Annotated in this window: 16 protein-coding genes; 4 read left to right on the top strand and 12 right to left on the bottom strand. The window is 40.2% G+C overall.

The window, feature by feature from the left end:
- Nucleotides 1–5 precede the first annotated feature (5 nt).
- Entirely contained in the window at nt 6–761 is a 756-nt protein-coding gene (locus GQR39_RS12685) for a hypothetical protein (protein WP_138585715.1), read from the bottom strand.
- A gap of 360 nt (nt 762–1,121) precedes the next feature.
- Between GQR39_RS12685 and GQR39_RS12680 the strand changes: the two genes are divergently transcribed.
- Together GQR39_RS12680 and gntR are read left to right on the top strand one after the other, a co-directional pair.
- Nucleotides 1,122–2,393 (top strand): aminotransferase class I/II-fold pyridoxal phosphate-dependent enzyme, encoded by a 1,272-nt coding sequence (locus tag GQR39_RS12680; protein WP_165735769.1) that lies wholly within the window; start codon nt 1,122–1,124, stop codon nt 2,391–2,393.
- A gap of 225 nt (nt 2,394–2,618) precedes the next feature.
- On the top strand, nt 2,619–3,629 hold the full coding sequence (gene gntR / locus GQR39_RS12675) for a gluconate operon transcriptional repressor GntR (protein WP_165735768.1): 1,011 nt from the start codon (nt 2,619–2,621) through the stop codon (nt 3,627–3,629).
- Between the two features lie 95 nt (nt 3,630–3,724).
- Here gntR and gntU read toward each other — a convergent pair whose 3' ends face one another.
- Entirely contained in the window at nt 3,725–5,068 is a 1,344-nt protein-coding gene (gene gntU / locus GQR39_RS12670) for a gluconate transporter (protein WP_165735767.1), read from the bottom strand.
- A 150-nt stretch (nt 5,069–5,218) separates the two neighbouring features.
- On the opposite strand from gntU, the gene GQR39_RS12665 reads away from it, so the two are divergent.
- Nucleotides 5,219–5,752, top strand: a complete 534-nt coding sequence (locus GQR39_RS12665) for a gluconokinase (RefSeq protein ID WP_165735766.1) — start codon at nt 5,219–5,221, stop codon at nt 5,750–5,752.
- Between the two features lie 54 nt (nt 5,753–5,806).
- Here GQR39_RS12665 and GQR39_RS12660 read toward each other — a convergent pair whose 3' ends face one another.
- From GQR39_RS12660 to hisG, 10 genes are all read right to left on the bottom strand, one after another.
- Nucleotides 5,807–5,995 (bottom strand): DUF1289 domain-containing protein, encoded by a 189-nt coding sequence (locus tag GQR39_RS12660; RefSeq protein ID WP_002960277.1) that lies wholly within the window; start codon nt 5,993–5,995, stop codon nt 5,807–5,809.
- A gap of 2 nt (nt 5,996–5,997) precedes the next feature.
- Nucleotides 5,998–6,546: a hypothetical protein gene (locus GQR39_RS12655; protein ID WP_165735765.1), complete on the bottom strand. Its 549-nt coding sequence runs from the start codon at nt 6,544–6,546 to the stop codon at nt 5,998–6,000.
- A gap of 108 nt (nt 6,547–6,654) precedes the next feature.
- On the bottom strand, nt 6,655–7,269 hold the full coding sequence (hisIE, locus tag GQR39_RS12650; RefSeq protein WP_165735764.1) for a bifunctional phosphoribosyl-AMP cyclohydrolase/phosphoribosyl-ATP diphosphatase HisIE: 615 nt from the start codon (nt 7,267–7,269) through the stop codon (nt 6,655–6,657).
- Nucleotides 7,260–8,039 carry an imidazole glycerol phosphate synthase subunit HisF gene (gene hisF, locus GQR39_RS12645; protein ID WP_024611092.1) on the bottom strand — a complete coding sequence of 260 codons (780 nt, stop codon included), beginning with the start codon at nt 8,037–8,039 and terminating at the stop codon, nt 7,260–7,262. The genes hisIE and hisF overlap by 10 nt, the downstream gene beginning before the upstream one ends.
- The gene (locus GQR39_RS12640) at nt 8,021–8,755 is read right to left on the bottom strand and encodes a 1-(5-phosphoribosyl)-5-[(5-phosphoribosylamino)methylideneamino] imidazole-4-carboxamide isomerase (RefSeq protein WP_165735763.1); all 735 of its coding nucleotides are present in this window, start codon (nt 8,753–8,755) and stop codon (nt 8,021–8,023) included. The genes hisF and GQR39_RS12640 overlap by 19 nt, the downstream gene beginning before the upstream one ends.
- A 33-nt stretch (nt 8,756–8,788) precedes the next feature.
- On the bottom strand, nt 8,789–9,379 hold the full coding sequence (hisH, locus tag GQR39_RS12635) for an imidazole glycerol phosphate synthase subunit HisH (protein WP_165735762.1): 591 nt from the start codon (nt 9,377–9,379) through the stop codon (nt 8,789–8,791).
- Nucleotides 9,376–10,437 carry a bifunctional histidinol-phosphatase/imidazoleglycerol-phosphate dehydratase HisB gene (gene hisB / locus GQR39_RS12630; RefSeq protein WP_007580650.1) on the bottom strand — a complete coding sequence of 354 codons (1,062 nt, stop codon included), beginning with the start codon at nt 10,435–10,437 and terminating at the stop codon, nt 9,376–9,378. The genes hisH and hisB overlap by 4 nt, the downstream gene beginning before the upstream one ends.
- Nucleotides 10,434–11,543 carry a histidinol-phosphate transaminase gene (gene hisC / locus GQR39_RS12625; RefSeq protein ID WP_101216942.1) on the bottom strand — a complete coding sequence of 370 codons (1,110 nt, stop codon included), beginning with the start codon at nt 11,541–11,543 and terminating at the stop codon, nt 10,434–10,436. Before hisC ends, hisB begins: the two co-directional genes overlap by 4 nt.
- Nucleotides 11,533–12,834, bottom strand: a complete 1,302-nt coding sequence (gene hisD / locus GQR39_RS12620) for a histidinol dehydrogenase (RefSeq protein WP_007580646.1) — start codon at nt 12,832–12,834, stop codon at nt 11,533–11,535. The genes hisC and hisD overlap by 11 nt, the downstream gene beginning before the upstream one ends.
- 5 nt (nt 12,835–12,839) lie before the next feature.
- On the bottom strand, nt 12,840–13,739 hold the full coding sequence (gene hisG / locus GQR39_RS12615; protein ID WP_007580644.1) for an ATP phosphoribosyltransferase: 900 nt from the start codon (nt 13,737–13,739) through the stop codon (nt 12,840–12,842).
- Nucleotides 13,740–14,158: 419 nt separating this feature from the next.
- Here hisG and GQR39_RS12610 point away from each other — a divergent pair, with 419 nt between their 5' ends.
- The gene (locus GQR39_RS12610) at nt 14,159–14,395 is read left to right on the top strand and encodes a hypothetical protein (protein ID WP_165735761.1); all 237 of its coding nucleotides are present in this window, start codon (nt 14,159–14,161) and stop codon (nt 14,393–14,395) included.
- Nucleotides 14,396–14,416: the final 21 nt, after the last annotated feature.

The following is a 14,416-nucleotide window of genomic DNA, read 5'->3' as shown; positions in this document are numbered from 1 at the left end:
CTCGATTATGTTTCTTTTTCGTCGATTCTTTTGAGAATAATTAGAAATACATCTAAAGCTTCTTGAACCAAATTTTGATGTGCATGCTGATCAATAAGTAAATAAATAAGATGATTACGGTATGCAGAACTCAAGTGCTTTGTAAGGACTTCATCGATGTTAGTAACTTTAGAAACTGAGGAATTTGATGCATAAAGCATTTTATTTCTTTCATTTGCAATTTCTTGAATGTATTTGAATATCGAGTCAATGCCACGATCAGATGCTATTTCACGAACTTTCAATAAATAATCGGTTGCTTTTCCGTTAGGCTCTACAGAGACAAGATTTAGTGGTGGCTGTGGAACAATGCATATCTTTTTGTCTCCATCTTCACCAATTGGCATTCTAACCCACAGTTTTTCTTTTTTGTTTCCGTTTAAAGAGTCAAAAAAAAGCTCCAATGGAATTTCATTTTTTAAAATACCCAGCGCGCCACCAATTAAATCAAAGAATTGTGAAATACCTGATTTGTGTTTGTGATCCCAAGATTTCAATTTATTAGCATTAGCATATCGTCGCTTTTTTAACGCTGCAAATATTGCCGTTGCTGACTCTTCCTCTGCGGTAATTGCAACAAAAGCTGCTATTTCTGGCATACTTTCACGCAACAATACGGAGCGTTCCATGTGTCGGATGCTAGATTTCACTGCAAAGCCACCATAACCAGAAGTGGAACTAGCTTCTTTAAGTACTTTTTTTTGAAAATCGTTTAAATTCATAGATTCCATTTGAAACATAACGGCTTATTGAACACCATTTTGGTGGTTTATAATACACCAAAACGGCGTATATTACATATCCTGATAATTTCACCAATAATCACTTTTGTAAACATGTGATTAAAACAGCTCGGAATTAGGCATGTTATTTTGCCCCAAAACGGCGTTTAATAATGTTATTGGACAAAATTAGATTCTACTCAAAACACAGGAATAAACTTAACTTTTTCATTGTCCGGTTTTCGCTCTGAGCTGCCTTTAACTTTAATCAAATCACCTTTACACCCTTTAATATATTTCATGTGCATTTTATAACCAAGAAGTGCTAGGTTAGTGGTAAATTAATTGAAGGAAATAATCATGAAGTTAGAGTCATTAGCACTGCACCACGGTTACGAATCTGAGGCAACGACCAAATCGGCAGCCGTGCCTATTTATCACACTTCTTCTTATACATTTGATAATACGCAGCATGGCGCTGATTTATTCGATTTAAAAGTACCTGGAAATATTTACACCCGCATAATGAACCCAACCAATGCCGTACTTGAACAACGTATTGCCGCGATGGAAGGAGGAATCGGTGGGCTGGCTGTTGCCTCTGGGATGGCTGCTATTACGTATGCTATTCAATGTTTGTGCGAAGTAGGCACTAATATTGTAAGCACCAGCCAAGTATATGGTGGCACGTATAACTTATTTGCACATACACTACCTAGGCAAGGTATTGAAGCGCGCATGATTAAAGCCGATGACTTTACCGCGTTCGAGAATGCAATTGACGACAACACCCGCGCTGTTTTTTGTGAATCTATTGGTAACCCTGCAGGTAATATTGTTGATATTGAGCGTTTAGCACGTATTGCACACAGCAAAGGTGTGCCGCTTATAGTTGATAATACCGTGGCTACGCCGTATTTATGCCGCCCATTTGAACTAGGCGCCGATATAGTGGTTCACTCACTTACAAAGTATATAAACGGGCACGGTACTGCCATTGGCGGCATGATTGTCGACTCAGGAAAATTTGATTGGAAAGCAAATGCTACGCGTTTTGCAATGATGAACGAGCCCGATCCGTCGTATCACAATGTGGTTTATACCGAAGCCTTTGCTGAAGCTGCATTTATTGGACGCTGCAGAGTAGTGCCACTTAGAAATACCGGCGCAGCGCTTGCACCTAAAAACGCATCTGACATTTTAATTGGCCTTGAAACCTTAGGCTTAAGAATGGATCGCCACTGCGAAAATGCACAGCACTTGGCTGAGTATTTAGAAAATCATCCAAAAGTGCTTTGGGTTAATTACGCAGGGCTTAAATCAAGCCCGTATAACGAAATGAGTCAAAAAATTACCAGTGGTAAAGCATCGGGTATTTTAAGTTTTGGTATTGCTGGTGGCCTAGAAGCTGGTACTCGTTTTATTGATTCGCTAAACATGATTTTACGCTTAGTTAATATTGGCGATGCCAAGTCACTTGCGTGCCATCCTGCGTCAACTACACACCGCCAATTAAACGATGAAGAGCTAGCTAATGCAGGCGTAAGTCGCGATTTAATTCGTTTGTCAGTAGGGATTGAAAACATTGCTGACATAATTGCCGATGTAAGCCAAGCGCTCGATAAGGCTTAAAATTAAATTATTTAGAAATGCTTGTTCAGCTTTACTGTAAATACAGTTTCGTTTGTTAAAAAGGTTTAGGTTTTCTAAACCTTTTTAACCATTCATTTAGCAACTGTTTAAATACAGGCGGTAGGCTAAATATTTATTATTTTAACTTAAATAAAAATGGCTAAAAGTAGTGATTTTTCGCAATAGTTGGTATGTTGCAAGTAACATTTTATTTAATTGTGTGTGATGAAAAAAAACAAACGTTCTTCTCTTCAAGATATTGCCGATGCGGTTGGTGTAACCAAAATGACGGTGAGTCGTTATTTACGCAATCCCGAAAAAGTATCAGAGTCTACTCGCACTAAAATTAGTGCAGCTATTGATACGCTAGGTTACATTGCAAATAAAGCCCCTGATTTACTCTCTAATGCTAAAAGCTACTCTATTGGTGTACTAGTCCCATCGTTAACGAATCACGTGTTTGCTCAAGTTATAAGAGGCATTGAAGATGTGACTGGGCCTGCAGGATACCAAACAATGTTGGCCCATTATGGGTACAACCCTGAAATTGAAGAAAAACGGGTTGAGTATTTATTGTCGTATCACGTTGATGGTTTAATTTTATCAGAAACCACACACACAGACAGAACGCTAAAAATGATTGAAATGTCAGGCGTGCCTGTGATTGAAATAATGGATACTCATCACTCTCCTATGCAGCAAGCGGTTGGTTTTGATAACGTTAAAGCCGCTTTTGATATGACGACAGCGCTTTTAAATAAAGGCTATCGCAATATTGTTTATATAGGTGCAAGGCTCGATGTACGAACACGCCTAAAATTTCAAGGTTATTCAAATGCTATGTTAGCTAAAGGCTTTACGCCTAAAAGTGTGATGACTGATCAAGCTTCATCTTATAGTTTAGGCGCTGAACTTTTACAAAAAGCGCGTACTGACTACCCAGATACTGACTGTTTGTTTTGTACTAATGATGATTTAGCAATTGGGGCTATTTTTGAGTGCCAGCGAAACAATATTTTAGTGCCTAGCCAAATGGGGGTTGTGGGTTTTCATGGTCATGATATTGGCCAAGCAATGGTGCCTCAATTAGCAAGTGTGATCACCCCTCGTTATCAGATAGGTAATGTTGCGGGAAGAGAGTTGTTGAGCCGGATTAATTCCGATTTGGATGCTAGCATTAATTATAAGCAAGTAATTGATACTGGCTATATAGTTCATCTAGGTGAGAGTGTTTAAATCCTCTAAGTACATGAGCCTAATCACCCGAGCCTAAATAACAAAAGGCTCAGGTAATTTTTATATGTGTGATGATAACTCTACATGCTGTAAATTTACAAAAACAGAGAAATAATCATAGCGACAAGTGCGCCAACAGTACCAATAATAGTTTCCATTACCGTCCACGTTTTAAGAGTTTGCATTTCGCTCAAACCGAGATAGCGACTCGCTAACCAAAATCCTGAGTCGTTTACATGGGAGAGCACAATAGATCCCCCACCAATAGCGATGGTGACAGCTGCAAGCTGCGCTCCATCAAGGCCTAAAGGCTGAAGCATTGGAATAATTAAGCCACACGCTGTAAGCATAGCTACTGTCGCAGAGCCTTGAATGACCCGCACAGCGGCTGATAATACAAAAGCGAGTATTACAATCGGTAAGCCTGAGCCAGCTAAGTAATTACCCAGTGCCGTACCTACTCCTGAATCAACTAATACTTGTTTAAATACCCCACCGGCACCAGTGACAAGAATAATAATTCCCGCAGGTTGTAAGGCACTACCACAAATTTCCATGATTCTAGCATTAGGGACACCGCGCCTTGCGCCGAGCAAATAAAATGCCATTAGGCAGGCAACTAAAATTGCAGTAAATGGATGACCTATAAAGGCTAACCAATTATATAAATCAGAGTCTTTTTCAACAAAGCGGCTACCAATAGTATTTAAACTAATCATAATTAATGGCAGAGCAATTAAACCTAATGCTAATCCAAAACTAGGTGTGCCTTTACCAACTCTTTGATTATCGTCGATTTGTTCGTGCTGTGGGAGCTCTACATGAATAGATTTAGAAATAATAGAGCCCCAAATTGGACCTCCTATAATCATTGCTGGTATGGCAGCAATAAGGCCAAATAAAATCATATAACCATAGTCAGCGCCTAATTGAGAGGCAACCAAAATCGGCCCTGGCGCAGGAATAAGAAACGCCTGACAAGACGCTATCCCAGCAAGTAACCCAATACCAATTTTAACAACGCTGCCACCGCCTTTTCTTACCACAGCAAAAACAATACCGATTAAAAGTACAACGGCCACATCAAAAAAGAGGGGGAGGGCACAAATAAAGCCCGTAAATGTAAGCGCCCAATTAGCGTTTTTTTCTCCAAAACGGTGTAAAAGTGTGTGAGCAATGCGATCCAGCGCGCCGGTTTCTTCCATTACTTTGCCAAACATGGCACCTAAAGCGACCACCACCGCTACAAAGCCTAGTGTTCCGGCCATTCCCTTTTGAATTGTACCGGCAATCATTTCAGGGCTCATTCCTGAAAATAATCCTGCAATCATAGAAACAAGGATCAAAGAGACGACAGCATGTAGTCGTACTTTCATTACTAAGAAAAGCAATAAAAATATGGAGCCTGCCGCTGTTAGTATTAATGATAAATCTGACATTTTTCCCTACTTATATTCAGTGTAAATTATGATGTTTAGTGTGTGTTTAACTTCACTTTCGTATTTGTTACGCGTAACATGTTACCCGTAACTCAATATAATATATACATTGAAAATAATTAATTATTAAATTAAGGCGAGGGTAAATACATGAGTAATACAAATGTAGGTCGTGTTTATATTGTAATGGGGGTTTCAAGCACAGGAAAGTCAAGTGTGGGTGATGCATTAGCAAAGCGCATTGGCGCTAAATTTATCGACGGAGACGACTTACATCCCAAGGCTAATATATTAAAAATGTCATCTGGGCAGCCTTTAAACGATGCTGATCGTGTGCCTTGGCTAGAAAGAATACGTGATGCTGCATTTAGCATTGAAAAGAAAAATGAAATTGCGGTAATAGTCTGCTCTGCATTAAAAAAGAAATACCGAGAACAAATATGTGATGGAAATATAGGCATTACCTTTTTACATCTTTATGGTGATTTTGAACTGGTTAAAAGCCGTATGCAGGGCAGAAAAGGGCATTTTATGCCTGTTGATTTACTCAAAAGCCAATTTGAAACGCTAGAAGTTCCAAAAGAAGATGAGCCCAATGTTATAAATATAGATATTAATAACTCATTTGAGCAAGTAGTCGAAAGTTGTATTAGCGCAACTAAAGTGAATAGCCACAACAAGTAAAAAGTTTTTAGTTAATCAGTTAACTGTTACTTTTAACATTAGGGGCTTTATTTGTTATGAGTTAGCATCTGCTCGTGGTGTTTCTAAAATCGCTTTTTTTTCATCTTCAGATAATATTATCCAATCAAAAATTTCTTCGTTGGTACGCCCACACCCGGTGCAGTAACCGCTGCGCCTTTCGCATATTCCTAAACAATCAGTTTTAAATTTAGATGGTTTTTTGTTTTGATTTAATTGGCGCATTATTAAAGTCCTAACGGTGGTGCAATCTCAAAGCGAGTAGTGAATCCATTACCTTCTTGATTGGTAGAGAGTGTAATGACAGGGGTTTTGGTATCAAGTACAAAGGTGCTGTAAATTGAACTTGCTGTTTCTTTTTGGCTTTCAAACCAACTTGTTGTGGTTAAGCATTGGCGTAATTGCTTAGCCAGTTTTTGATGAGATTTTATTGTTTTCGTTTGTGTTTTAACAGGTGTTTGGCATTGGTAGCTTGCTTGCTCTGACTTATTTAAAGTAACCGTACAGTTTGCTCCAATAATATGAGTATTAGTACGCCATTGATTAGTAAACTGGTTATTTACTTTATCTGTTTTGATTGAATTAAAACCAGACTCATAACCATTTATTAGGTTATTTATGGTGCTGCATTCATCGGGTGTTACTGTGGTTTTTACAGACTGATTCGTTGTAGTAGTGGTTGCTGTAGTCTGATTAGTTTTGCTGGTACAGCCCGCTAAAATAAACGCGATAACTAAAATAAATGCGACAATAGAAGGAATAATATAGTTTTTCATAGTTCACAGTAACCGATTAATTTAGCCACGCACTATATCACACGTGATTTACTGTAAAAATAAAAAGGCCCATATAAATATGAGCCTCTTTGTTAGTCACAACTAATGCTATTTATGGCGACCTTGCAAGCATTTAACTACATCTTCAAGGGCTAAGCCTTGGCGTTGTAGCAATACTGTCAGGTGATAAATTAAATCAGCAGATTCGTTTGTTAGCTCATCGTTATCGTGTTTCATAGCGGCAAGGGCAACTTCTACGCCTTCTTCACCTACTTTTTGACAACTACGGCTTAAGTCTTTTGCAAATAATGACGCTGTGTAGCTTTTTTCAGGGTCGTCGTTTTTACGCGCTACAATCACATCTTCTAACTGTGCTAAAAAGCTTAAACTTGGTTTTGCTTCATCACCAAAACAGCTTTGTGTGCCTAAGTGGCACGTTGGACCTTCTGGGTTGGCAAGTACTAAAATTGAATCGTAGTCACAATCGGTATGCACAGATACTACGTTTAAGTAGTTTTCTGATGACTCACCTTTAGTCCATAAACGCGATTTTGAACGCGAGTAAAACGTCACTTTATTACTCTCAAGCGTAACGTTTAGTGCTTCGCTGTTCATAAAGCCTTGCATTAAAATAACACCAGAGCGGGCATCTTGAATAATAGCAGGGATCATTTCACTTTTAACGAAATCGATTTGAGCTTGGTTTTGTTGTGTTACTTGCATAATCTTGCTGCCACTTGGTTATCGGTTAAAAATTGTTTTAGTTCGCCAATGTTAATCACATTTTTATGAAAAACGCTGGCGGCTAATGCACCATCTACTTTGCTTTGTTTAAATACATCAACAAAATCTTGCATACTACCCGCACCGCCAGAGGCGATTAAAGGAATGTTACATAGCTCGCGAATTTTACTTAACTGCTCGTTGTCGTAACCGTTACGAACGCCATCTTGGTTCATACAGTTTAATACAATTTCGCCTGCGCCTAGGTCTTGTACGCGTTTAACCCATTCTTGTGTTTTATAACGCGTACGGCTTGATGCATTAGGATCGCCAGTTAATTGGTAAACTAAATATTCACCAGTTGTTTCATCAAAAAAGCTATCAATACCTACAACAACACATTGCTTACCAAACTCATCGTGTAATTCTTTAATAAGTTCAGGGCGCGCAATAGCAGGGCTGTTAATGCTTATTTTGTCAGCACCGCGCTCTAAAACACGCGCTGCATCAGCTACTGACTTAATACCGCCGGCTACACAAAATGGAATATCGATATTGCGTGCTATACTTTCTACCCAGTTTACATCAAGTAGGCGTTTTTCAACGCTTGCACTGATTTCGTAAAAAACCAGTTCATCGGCGCCAGCTTCGCTGTAGGCTTTAGCCATTGTTAAAATATCGCCAACAACTTCATGACCTTTAAACTTAACGCCTTTAACTACTTGGCCGTCTTTAACGTCTAAACATGGAATTATGCGCTTTGATAACATGCCAATGCCTCCTCAACGCTAAATGCGCCATCAAGCAGAGACTTGCCTAAAATAACGCCGCCAACACCTAGCTCTTTAAGCTTTTTAATGTCGTCAAGTGAGCTTACGCCCCCTGAGGCTTGCACTTTAATTGTGCTGTTGTGGCGAGTTAGATCTTCGTAAAGCTCAAACGATGGACCCGTCATGGTGCCATCTTTACTGATGTCCGTGCATAAAAAGTCGATAACACCTAAGCCCACGTAAAAATCTACCAGCTCAAGTAAACCAAATTCAGATTCACTTAACCAACCGTGTGTAGCAGGTGCCCAGCCCGTGGCTGTTTTATTTACATCAAGGGCAATTACAAAGTGTTCTGCGCCAAATTGCTCAATCCAGGCTTTTACTTGTTCGCGTTTTTCTACTGCCATTGAACCAATAACAACTTGATTTGCACCGGCTTTTAGCCAATCACTTACATCTTGCTCTGAGCGAATACCGCCACCCACTTGGTAAGGTACGTTAAGTGCTTTGGTTGCAGCTTGAATATGTTTCCACTGTTTTTTACTTGGATCGCGTGCACCTTCTAAATCAACAAGGTGTAGTTTACCTGCGCCACTGTCGGCGTATTCTTTTAAACGCGCGCCAAGTTCGAAAGGGTAAAACTGTGCTGTGTCGTATTTACCTTGGTACAAGCGCACAATTTGATTTTGTAATACGTCTAATGCTGGAATAATCACAAATAATCTCTTTTTTGTTAGTTAATGGGCAGCTTACAACTGCCAATCAACAAAATTTTGTAATAAACGTGCGCCAACTTTCGCGCTACGCTCTGGGTGAAATTGCATGCCAGCGTAATTGTCTTTAGCAACAATGGCTGAAAAGGTTTGACCGTACTCGCCGCTCACGAGTGTGGCTTCGTTTACGGTGTGCGCAAAGCTGTGAACAAAGTACACTTGCTCATCGAACGTAAGCCCTTTAGTTAATGCATGCTCTTTGTTAACGCTTAAGTTATTCCAACCCATATGCGGCGACGTTAAATTGCCTACATCAAGCGCTTTTACTTGCCCTGGTATTTTACCTAGGCACTGTACGTTACCTTCTTCGGTGCTTTCGCACAGTAACTGCATACCTAAACAAATCCCCATAAGCGGGCGCTGGTATTCATTTATAGCCTGTTGCCAACCTTGGTCGGTTAAACGTTTCATGGCAACTGACGCATGGCCTACACCTGGCAATATAGCGCGCTCAAAACCCGCTAATTGCTCTGGTGATGTAATTACTGTTGGCGTTTGCCCTAGGCGTTCAAACGCAAAACGTACTGAATTTATATTGGCACAACCGGTATTAATTATGGCAATCATAAACATCCCTTAGAGCTGGCTGTTTGTTGGGTCGTGTCTTGTGCTACTGCCATGCGAAGCGCGCGTGAAAACGCTTTAAATAAACCTTCTACTTGGTGATGACAGTTACCGTCGCTTACCGATAAAATAAGGCTAATAGCGGCGTTATCACTTAAGCTTTTGAAAAAGTGCTCAACCATTTGTACGTCTAAATCACCGGCTTTTTCGCGGCTAAAGTTAGCGTTTAATACAAATGATGCACGGCCCGATAAATCAATTTGTGCTTCGGCTTTACACTCATCCATAGGAAGAGCAAAACCATAGCGCGCAATTTGCGATTTAGTGCCAAGCGCTTGTTTAAGTGCAACACCAAGAGCAATACCAATGTCTTCTACCAGGTGGTGCTCGTCTATGTGTAAATCGCCTTTGGCTTTAATGTTTAAACCAATGTTTGCGTGCGTGCGAATTTGGTCAAGCATGTGATCAAAAAAGCCAAGACCGGTGTCTATGCTGCCATTTTTAGTTTGATCTAAGTTTATGGCTACATCAATTTGGGTTTCTTTAGTGTTTCGTGTAACACGACCTTCGCGGTTTGCGGTGGTCAATTTAGTCACTATCGCACTCCAATCGCCGTCGTATAAAATACCTTCACAACATAGATTTTGAGCAAGGCCAATATCAGTTTCGCGGTCGCCAATAACAAAAGAGCGTGCTAAATCTACTTTGCCTGAGCGCATAAGCTCGGTAAGTAATCCTGTTTTAGGTTTACGGCAATCGCAGTTTTGCTCGTTAAAGTGAGGGCAAATTAATACTTCGTCAAAGCTAATGCCTTGGCTTTGCATTATGTCCATCATTTTGTCTTGTGCTATGTCAAAATCAGCAGTAGGGAAGCTATCTGTGCCCAAACCATCTTGGTTAGATACCATAACTAAACGGTAACCTGCAGCTTGTAATTGTAACAACGCAGGAATAACACCAGGTAAAAATGCTAGCTTTTCAAGGCTATCTACCTGTTTGTCGGTAATTGGCTCTTCAATGATAGTGCCGTCGCGGTCGATAAATAAATAGGGGTTACTCATGATACTTCGTTTCCTGCTAAAGATGCTGTGGAAGCTGGCGTTTGTAAGCCATCTAACCAAATTTTTACTTGTTCAAGTTCTTGTTCACTGCCAATTGAAATTCGTAGCCAGTCGTCTTCACCGTATAGCGTAAAAGCGCGCATAACCAAACCTTGCTCAAGTGCAATTTTAAAGTAGTTTTTATCGGCTAATTTTAAAGTAACAAAGTTACCTTCACCAGTGAGAATTTTTAATGCAGCAGGGGATGCGTTTAGCCAATCCACTAACTTAGCTTTTAAGCTATTTAAAATAGTAACTTGGCGGCGCATTGATGTAATTGCATCAGGTGCAATTGCTTGCGCTGCAATACTTGCTACTACGCCCGATACCGGATACGGCGCAATGACTTTACGAATTGGCGCTAGTACGCTCGCTTGTGCAAGCGTAAAGCCCGTTCTGAGCCCCGCTAGCGCAAAGGCTTTAGAAAGCGTACGCAAAACCACTACATTACTAAACTCATTAATAAGCTTAGTCGCGCTTTGCTTTGGGCAAAACTCTATATAGGCTTCGTCAACAATAACCAGTGCCTTACCTGCAAGTGCTGTTGCAATCGCTTTTACTTTATCAAGTGGTGTTAGGCTGCCCGTTGGATTATTTGGGTTACAAATAAATACCAGTTTTGAGCTGCCAACAGCTGCAACTATTTCGTCAGCACTGCCACTTAATAATAATTCTTGGGTAAGCGCGTTAATACCAACGTTGTGTGTATCGGCGGTTACTTTGTACATACCGTAGGTTGGTAAAAATAGCGCAATACTATCTTTGGCTGGCTCACAGTATGTGCGCACTAAAAGCTCAATGCCTTCATCTGCGCCGCGCGTCATTAATACATTTTCGCTTTCAAGCTCTGTATAAGCGGCGTAACGGTCAATAACCAGTTGCGGTTGAGGATCAGGGTAGCGATTTAAATCTTCAATACTCAGTTCAAGGTTTTTAGCATACGGGCTTTCGTTAGCATTTAGCCACGTAGTACCGGTTAGCTTTTCACTTTTTGCAGAGCTGTATGCAGCAAGGGCTGCAATATTCTTAGGTAATAAGCTAGACGCTTGTGCGCTCTCATTGCTCATTTTTAATTGCCTCTAAACGAATTGAAACCGCATTAGCGTGGGCATCAAGGCCTTCTGCATCTGCAAGTGGTAAAATAGCTTTTGAAAGCTGTGTTAAACCACTTTTAGTAATTGTTTGCACTGTGTATGTACGAAAAAAATCAAGCAAGTTTAAGCTAGAATATGTTGCACTGTAACCATATGTTGGTAACACGTGGTTAGTACCTGATGCGTAATCGCCTGCAGATTCTGGCGTGTAGTCACCTACAAATACTGAGCCTGCATTTTTAACCTTATCTAGGTATGGTGTTGCATCGCCTAGTTGTAAAATTAAGTGCTCTGGCCCGTATTGCGCCGATACATCAAATGCTTGCTCAATTGAATCAACTAAAATAAGCGATGAATTAGCGAGCGCTTGCTCGGCTGTTTCTTTGCGACTCAAATTAGCCAACTGGCGTGTAAGTGCCTGCTGAGTTTGTTCTATTATACTTTCGCTGTTACATAATAAAATAACTTGCGAGTCTGCACCGTGCTCTGCTTGTGAGAGTAAATCGGCGGCTATAAATTCTGGGTTTGCACGTTCATCTGCAATAACAAGTACTTCAGACGGACCTGCTGGCATATCAATTGCCATACCTGGAATAGTTTGCGCAACGAGCTGTTTAGCCATTGTTACAAAGCTATTACCTGGGCCAAATATTTTGTTCACTTTAGGAACCGATTCGGTGCCATAAGCCATTGCTGCAATTGCGCCTGCGCCACCACTTTCTATCAAAGTAGTAATGCCACATAACTTAGCTGCATATAAAATAGCAGGGTTAATCGCTTTATCACCTTGTACTGGTGTAGCAAGTACAACGGTTTTTGCGCCGCTTAACTGCGCTAATACACCCTGCATAATAACCGACGATGGCAGTGGAGCACTGCCACCGGGTACATAAATACCGACTGCTTCGATGGCTTGATATTTCAGTTCACATACAACGCCTGGTTGGGTCGATAATTTAATATCTTTTGGCAATTGCGCTTCGTGAAAACGTTTAACGTTTGCATAAGCGGTATCAATTGCGTATTTAAGCTCTGCACTTAGTGCTTGCTCAGATGCGTTAATTTCATCAAGCGGAACACATAAGCGAGGGTTAGATCTATTATCAAACTCTTTAGCCATACTAAGTAAGGCTTCATCGCCTTGCTCTTTTACGTTAGCTAAAATAGTTTTACATATAGCTTCAACCTTGGCACTGGCAGAAACTGCAGGGCGCATTAGCGCCGCTGCTTGTACTTGTGAAGATTCCTCATTCCAACGAAGCATGGCACTTACTCCATCATTTTTTCAATTGGCATAACTAAAATAGAGTTAGCGCCTAAGGCTTTTAACTGCTCCATTGTTTCCCAAAATAATGTTTCGCTGCTTACCATGTGAAGTGCTACGTATTCATCGTTACCCGCAAGGGCAAGTAGAGTAGGTTGACCAGAACCTGGTAAAATTTCACAAATTTCATCAAGTTTGTTTTTTGGTGCGTGTAGCATGATGTATTTGCTTTCTTTAGCTTGTCTAACACCACGTAGGCGCGGCATAAGCTTATTGATTAGTGCTAGTTTGTCAGCATCTTGAAGATCTTTATTTTGAATTAAACACGCGTTTGATTCTAAAATTGTTTCGCCTTGAATCAAGCCGTTAGCTTCAAGTGTTGCGCCAGTAGATACTAAATCACAAATTGCATCAGATAAACCTGCACGCGGTGCTACTTCAACAGAACCCGTAAGCATCACTGTACTTGCGTTAATGCCTTCGCGCTTTAACCACTGAGTTAAAATTTCTGGGTAGGTAGTCGCAATACGTTTGCCTTCAAACCAGCTCTTATCGCGAGCGCCAAGCTCTTGTGGCCATGCAAGTGCAAGACGACAGTAACCAAAGTCTAGTTTTGAAAGTTTGGTTACTTCACTTGGAACACCTTGTCGTTCACGTTCTGCTTGAACTTCTACAAGTACGTTTTCGCCAACTATGCCTAAGTCACATACACCGTCCATTACTAAACCCGGAATATCGTCATCGCGCACACGTAGTACGTCAATTGGCATATTAGTTGAGTGTGCAATTAAGCGTTGTTCACGAAGGTTAAGTTTAACACCTAACTGTTTAAGCAGATCTTGACAATCTTTAGATAGGCGGCCGCCTTTTTGGATGGCGATACGTAGACGATTACTGTTGTTCATTATTCATTTTCCTTTAATTTAAAAACTAAAAACCCCGAGGGGAACCTCAGGGCGAAAATGAATCAATGTTATTTGAATCGCCAGAGGTTCCTTTTAGGAATAACCTCTCAGCGAAAGACCTGACAGGTTATTCCGGTGAATGGTGGTGATGATGTACTGTTGTCAGGTTTAAGCGCATTTTTTATCCTATGTAACTGCTCGTTGATATAGTAACGTTCAGTTGTTATCTGTTTAAATAAATTTCGCATTCATAAAAACATAAACAGCTATATTATGGCAAGTTTTTTTTAGCTTAATTAAAGCATATGTTATAACTGTCGATAATATTAAGATAATAAGCGCAATTTTCGCCAACAATTGGTTGTTTATCACTCAAACCAAGTGGTTAATGAATAAAATGAAAAAATAAGGAAGTACTTATGGATATTATGATCCCTTATTTAGGAAGAATAACTAGGCTAGAAGTTGAGTCAAAAAGTGCTTTTCATATTGCGGGTGTGCAAAGTGGGGCTGCCGCTGAAAAAGTTGAATTAGAGAATAAAAAAAGGCGTGAGTTACAAAAAAAGAAAAAGCTCAATATGCTTAATGATCAAAATAATAAAAAAAAGTCTAACCTAGATGATGACGAAAACCCCCATTTAGATACATGGGCTTGATAATACCAACTTTACTAAATA

It is taken from the genome of Pseudoalteromonas sp. C8, assembly GCF_011378685.1.
Lineage (GTDB): Bacteria > Pseudomonadota > Gammaproteobacteria > Enterobacterales > Alteromonadaceae > Pseudoalteromonas > Pseudoalteromonas arctica.
The sequence above is the reverse complement of the archived record's forward strand: the minus strand, read 5'-3'. Positions and strand labels throughout refer to the sequence as shown.

Bases quoted from the DNA above. Each gene is read 5' to 3' on its own strand.
- hisIE (WP_165735764.1), bottom strand. From the start codon at position 7,269: ATGCAAGTAACACAACAAAACCAAGCTCAAATCGATTTCGTTAAAAGT.
- GQR39_RS12660 (WP_002960277.1), bottom strand. From the start codon at position 5,995: ATGCGCCAATTAAATCAAAACAAAAAACCATCTAAATTTAAAACTGAT.
- GQR39_RS12685 (WP_138585715.1), bottom strand. From the start codon at position 761: ATGAATTTAAACGATTTTCAAAAAAAAGTACTTAAAGAAGCTAGTTCC.
- hisB (WP_007580650.1), bottom strand. From the start codon at position 10,437: ATGAGTAACCCCTATTTATTTATCGACCGCGACGGCACTATCATTGAA.
- GQR39_RS12680 (WP_165735769.1), top strand. From the start codon at position 1,122: ATGAAGTTAGAGTCATTAGCACTGCACCACGGTTACGAATCTGAGGCA.
- gntU (WP_165735767.1), bottom strand. From the start codon at position 5,068: ATGTCAGATTTATCATTAATACTAACAGCGGCAGGCTCCATATTTTTA.
- GQR39_RS12610 (WP_165735761.1), top strand. From the start codon at position 14,159: ATGGATATTATGATCCCTTATTTAGGAAGAATAACTAGGCTAGAAGTT.
- GQR39_RS12665 (WP_165735766.1), top strand. From the start codon at position 5,219: ATGAGTAATACAAATGTAGGTCGTGTTTATATTGTAATGGGGGTTTCA.
- hisH (WP_165735762.1), bottom strand. From the start codon at position 9,379: ATGATTGCCATAATTAATACCGGTTGTGCCAATATAAATTCAGTACGT.
- GQR39_RS12655 (WP_165735765.1), bottom strand. From the start codon at position 6,546: ATGAAAAACTATATTATTCCTTCTATTGTCGCATTTATTTTAGTTATC.
- gntR (WP_165735768.1), top strand. From the start codon at position 2,619: ATGAAAAAAAACAAACGTTCTTCTCTTCAAGATATTGCCGATGCGGTT.
- hisF (WP_024611092.1), bottom strand. From the start codon at position 8,039: ATGTTATCAAAGCGCATAATTCCATGTTTAGACGTTAAAGACGGCCAA.
- hisC (WP_101216942.1), bottom strand. From the start codon at position 11,543: ATGAGCAATGAGAGCGCACAAGCGTCTAGCTTATTACCTAAGAATATT.
- hisG (WP_007580644.1), bottom strand. From the start codon at position 13,739: ATGAACAACAGTAATCGTCTACGTATCGCCATCCAAAAAGGCGGCCGC.
- hisD (WP_007580646.1), bottom strand. From the start codon at position 12,834: ATGCTTCGTTGGAATGAGGAATCTTCACAAGTACAAGCAGCGGCGCTA.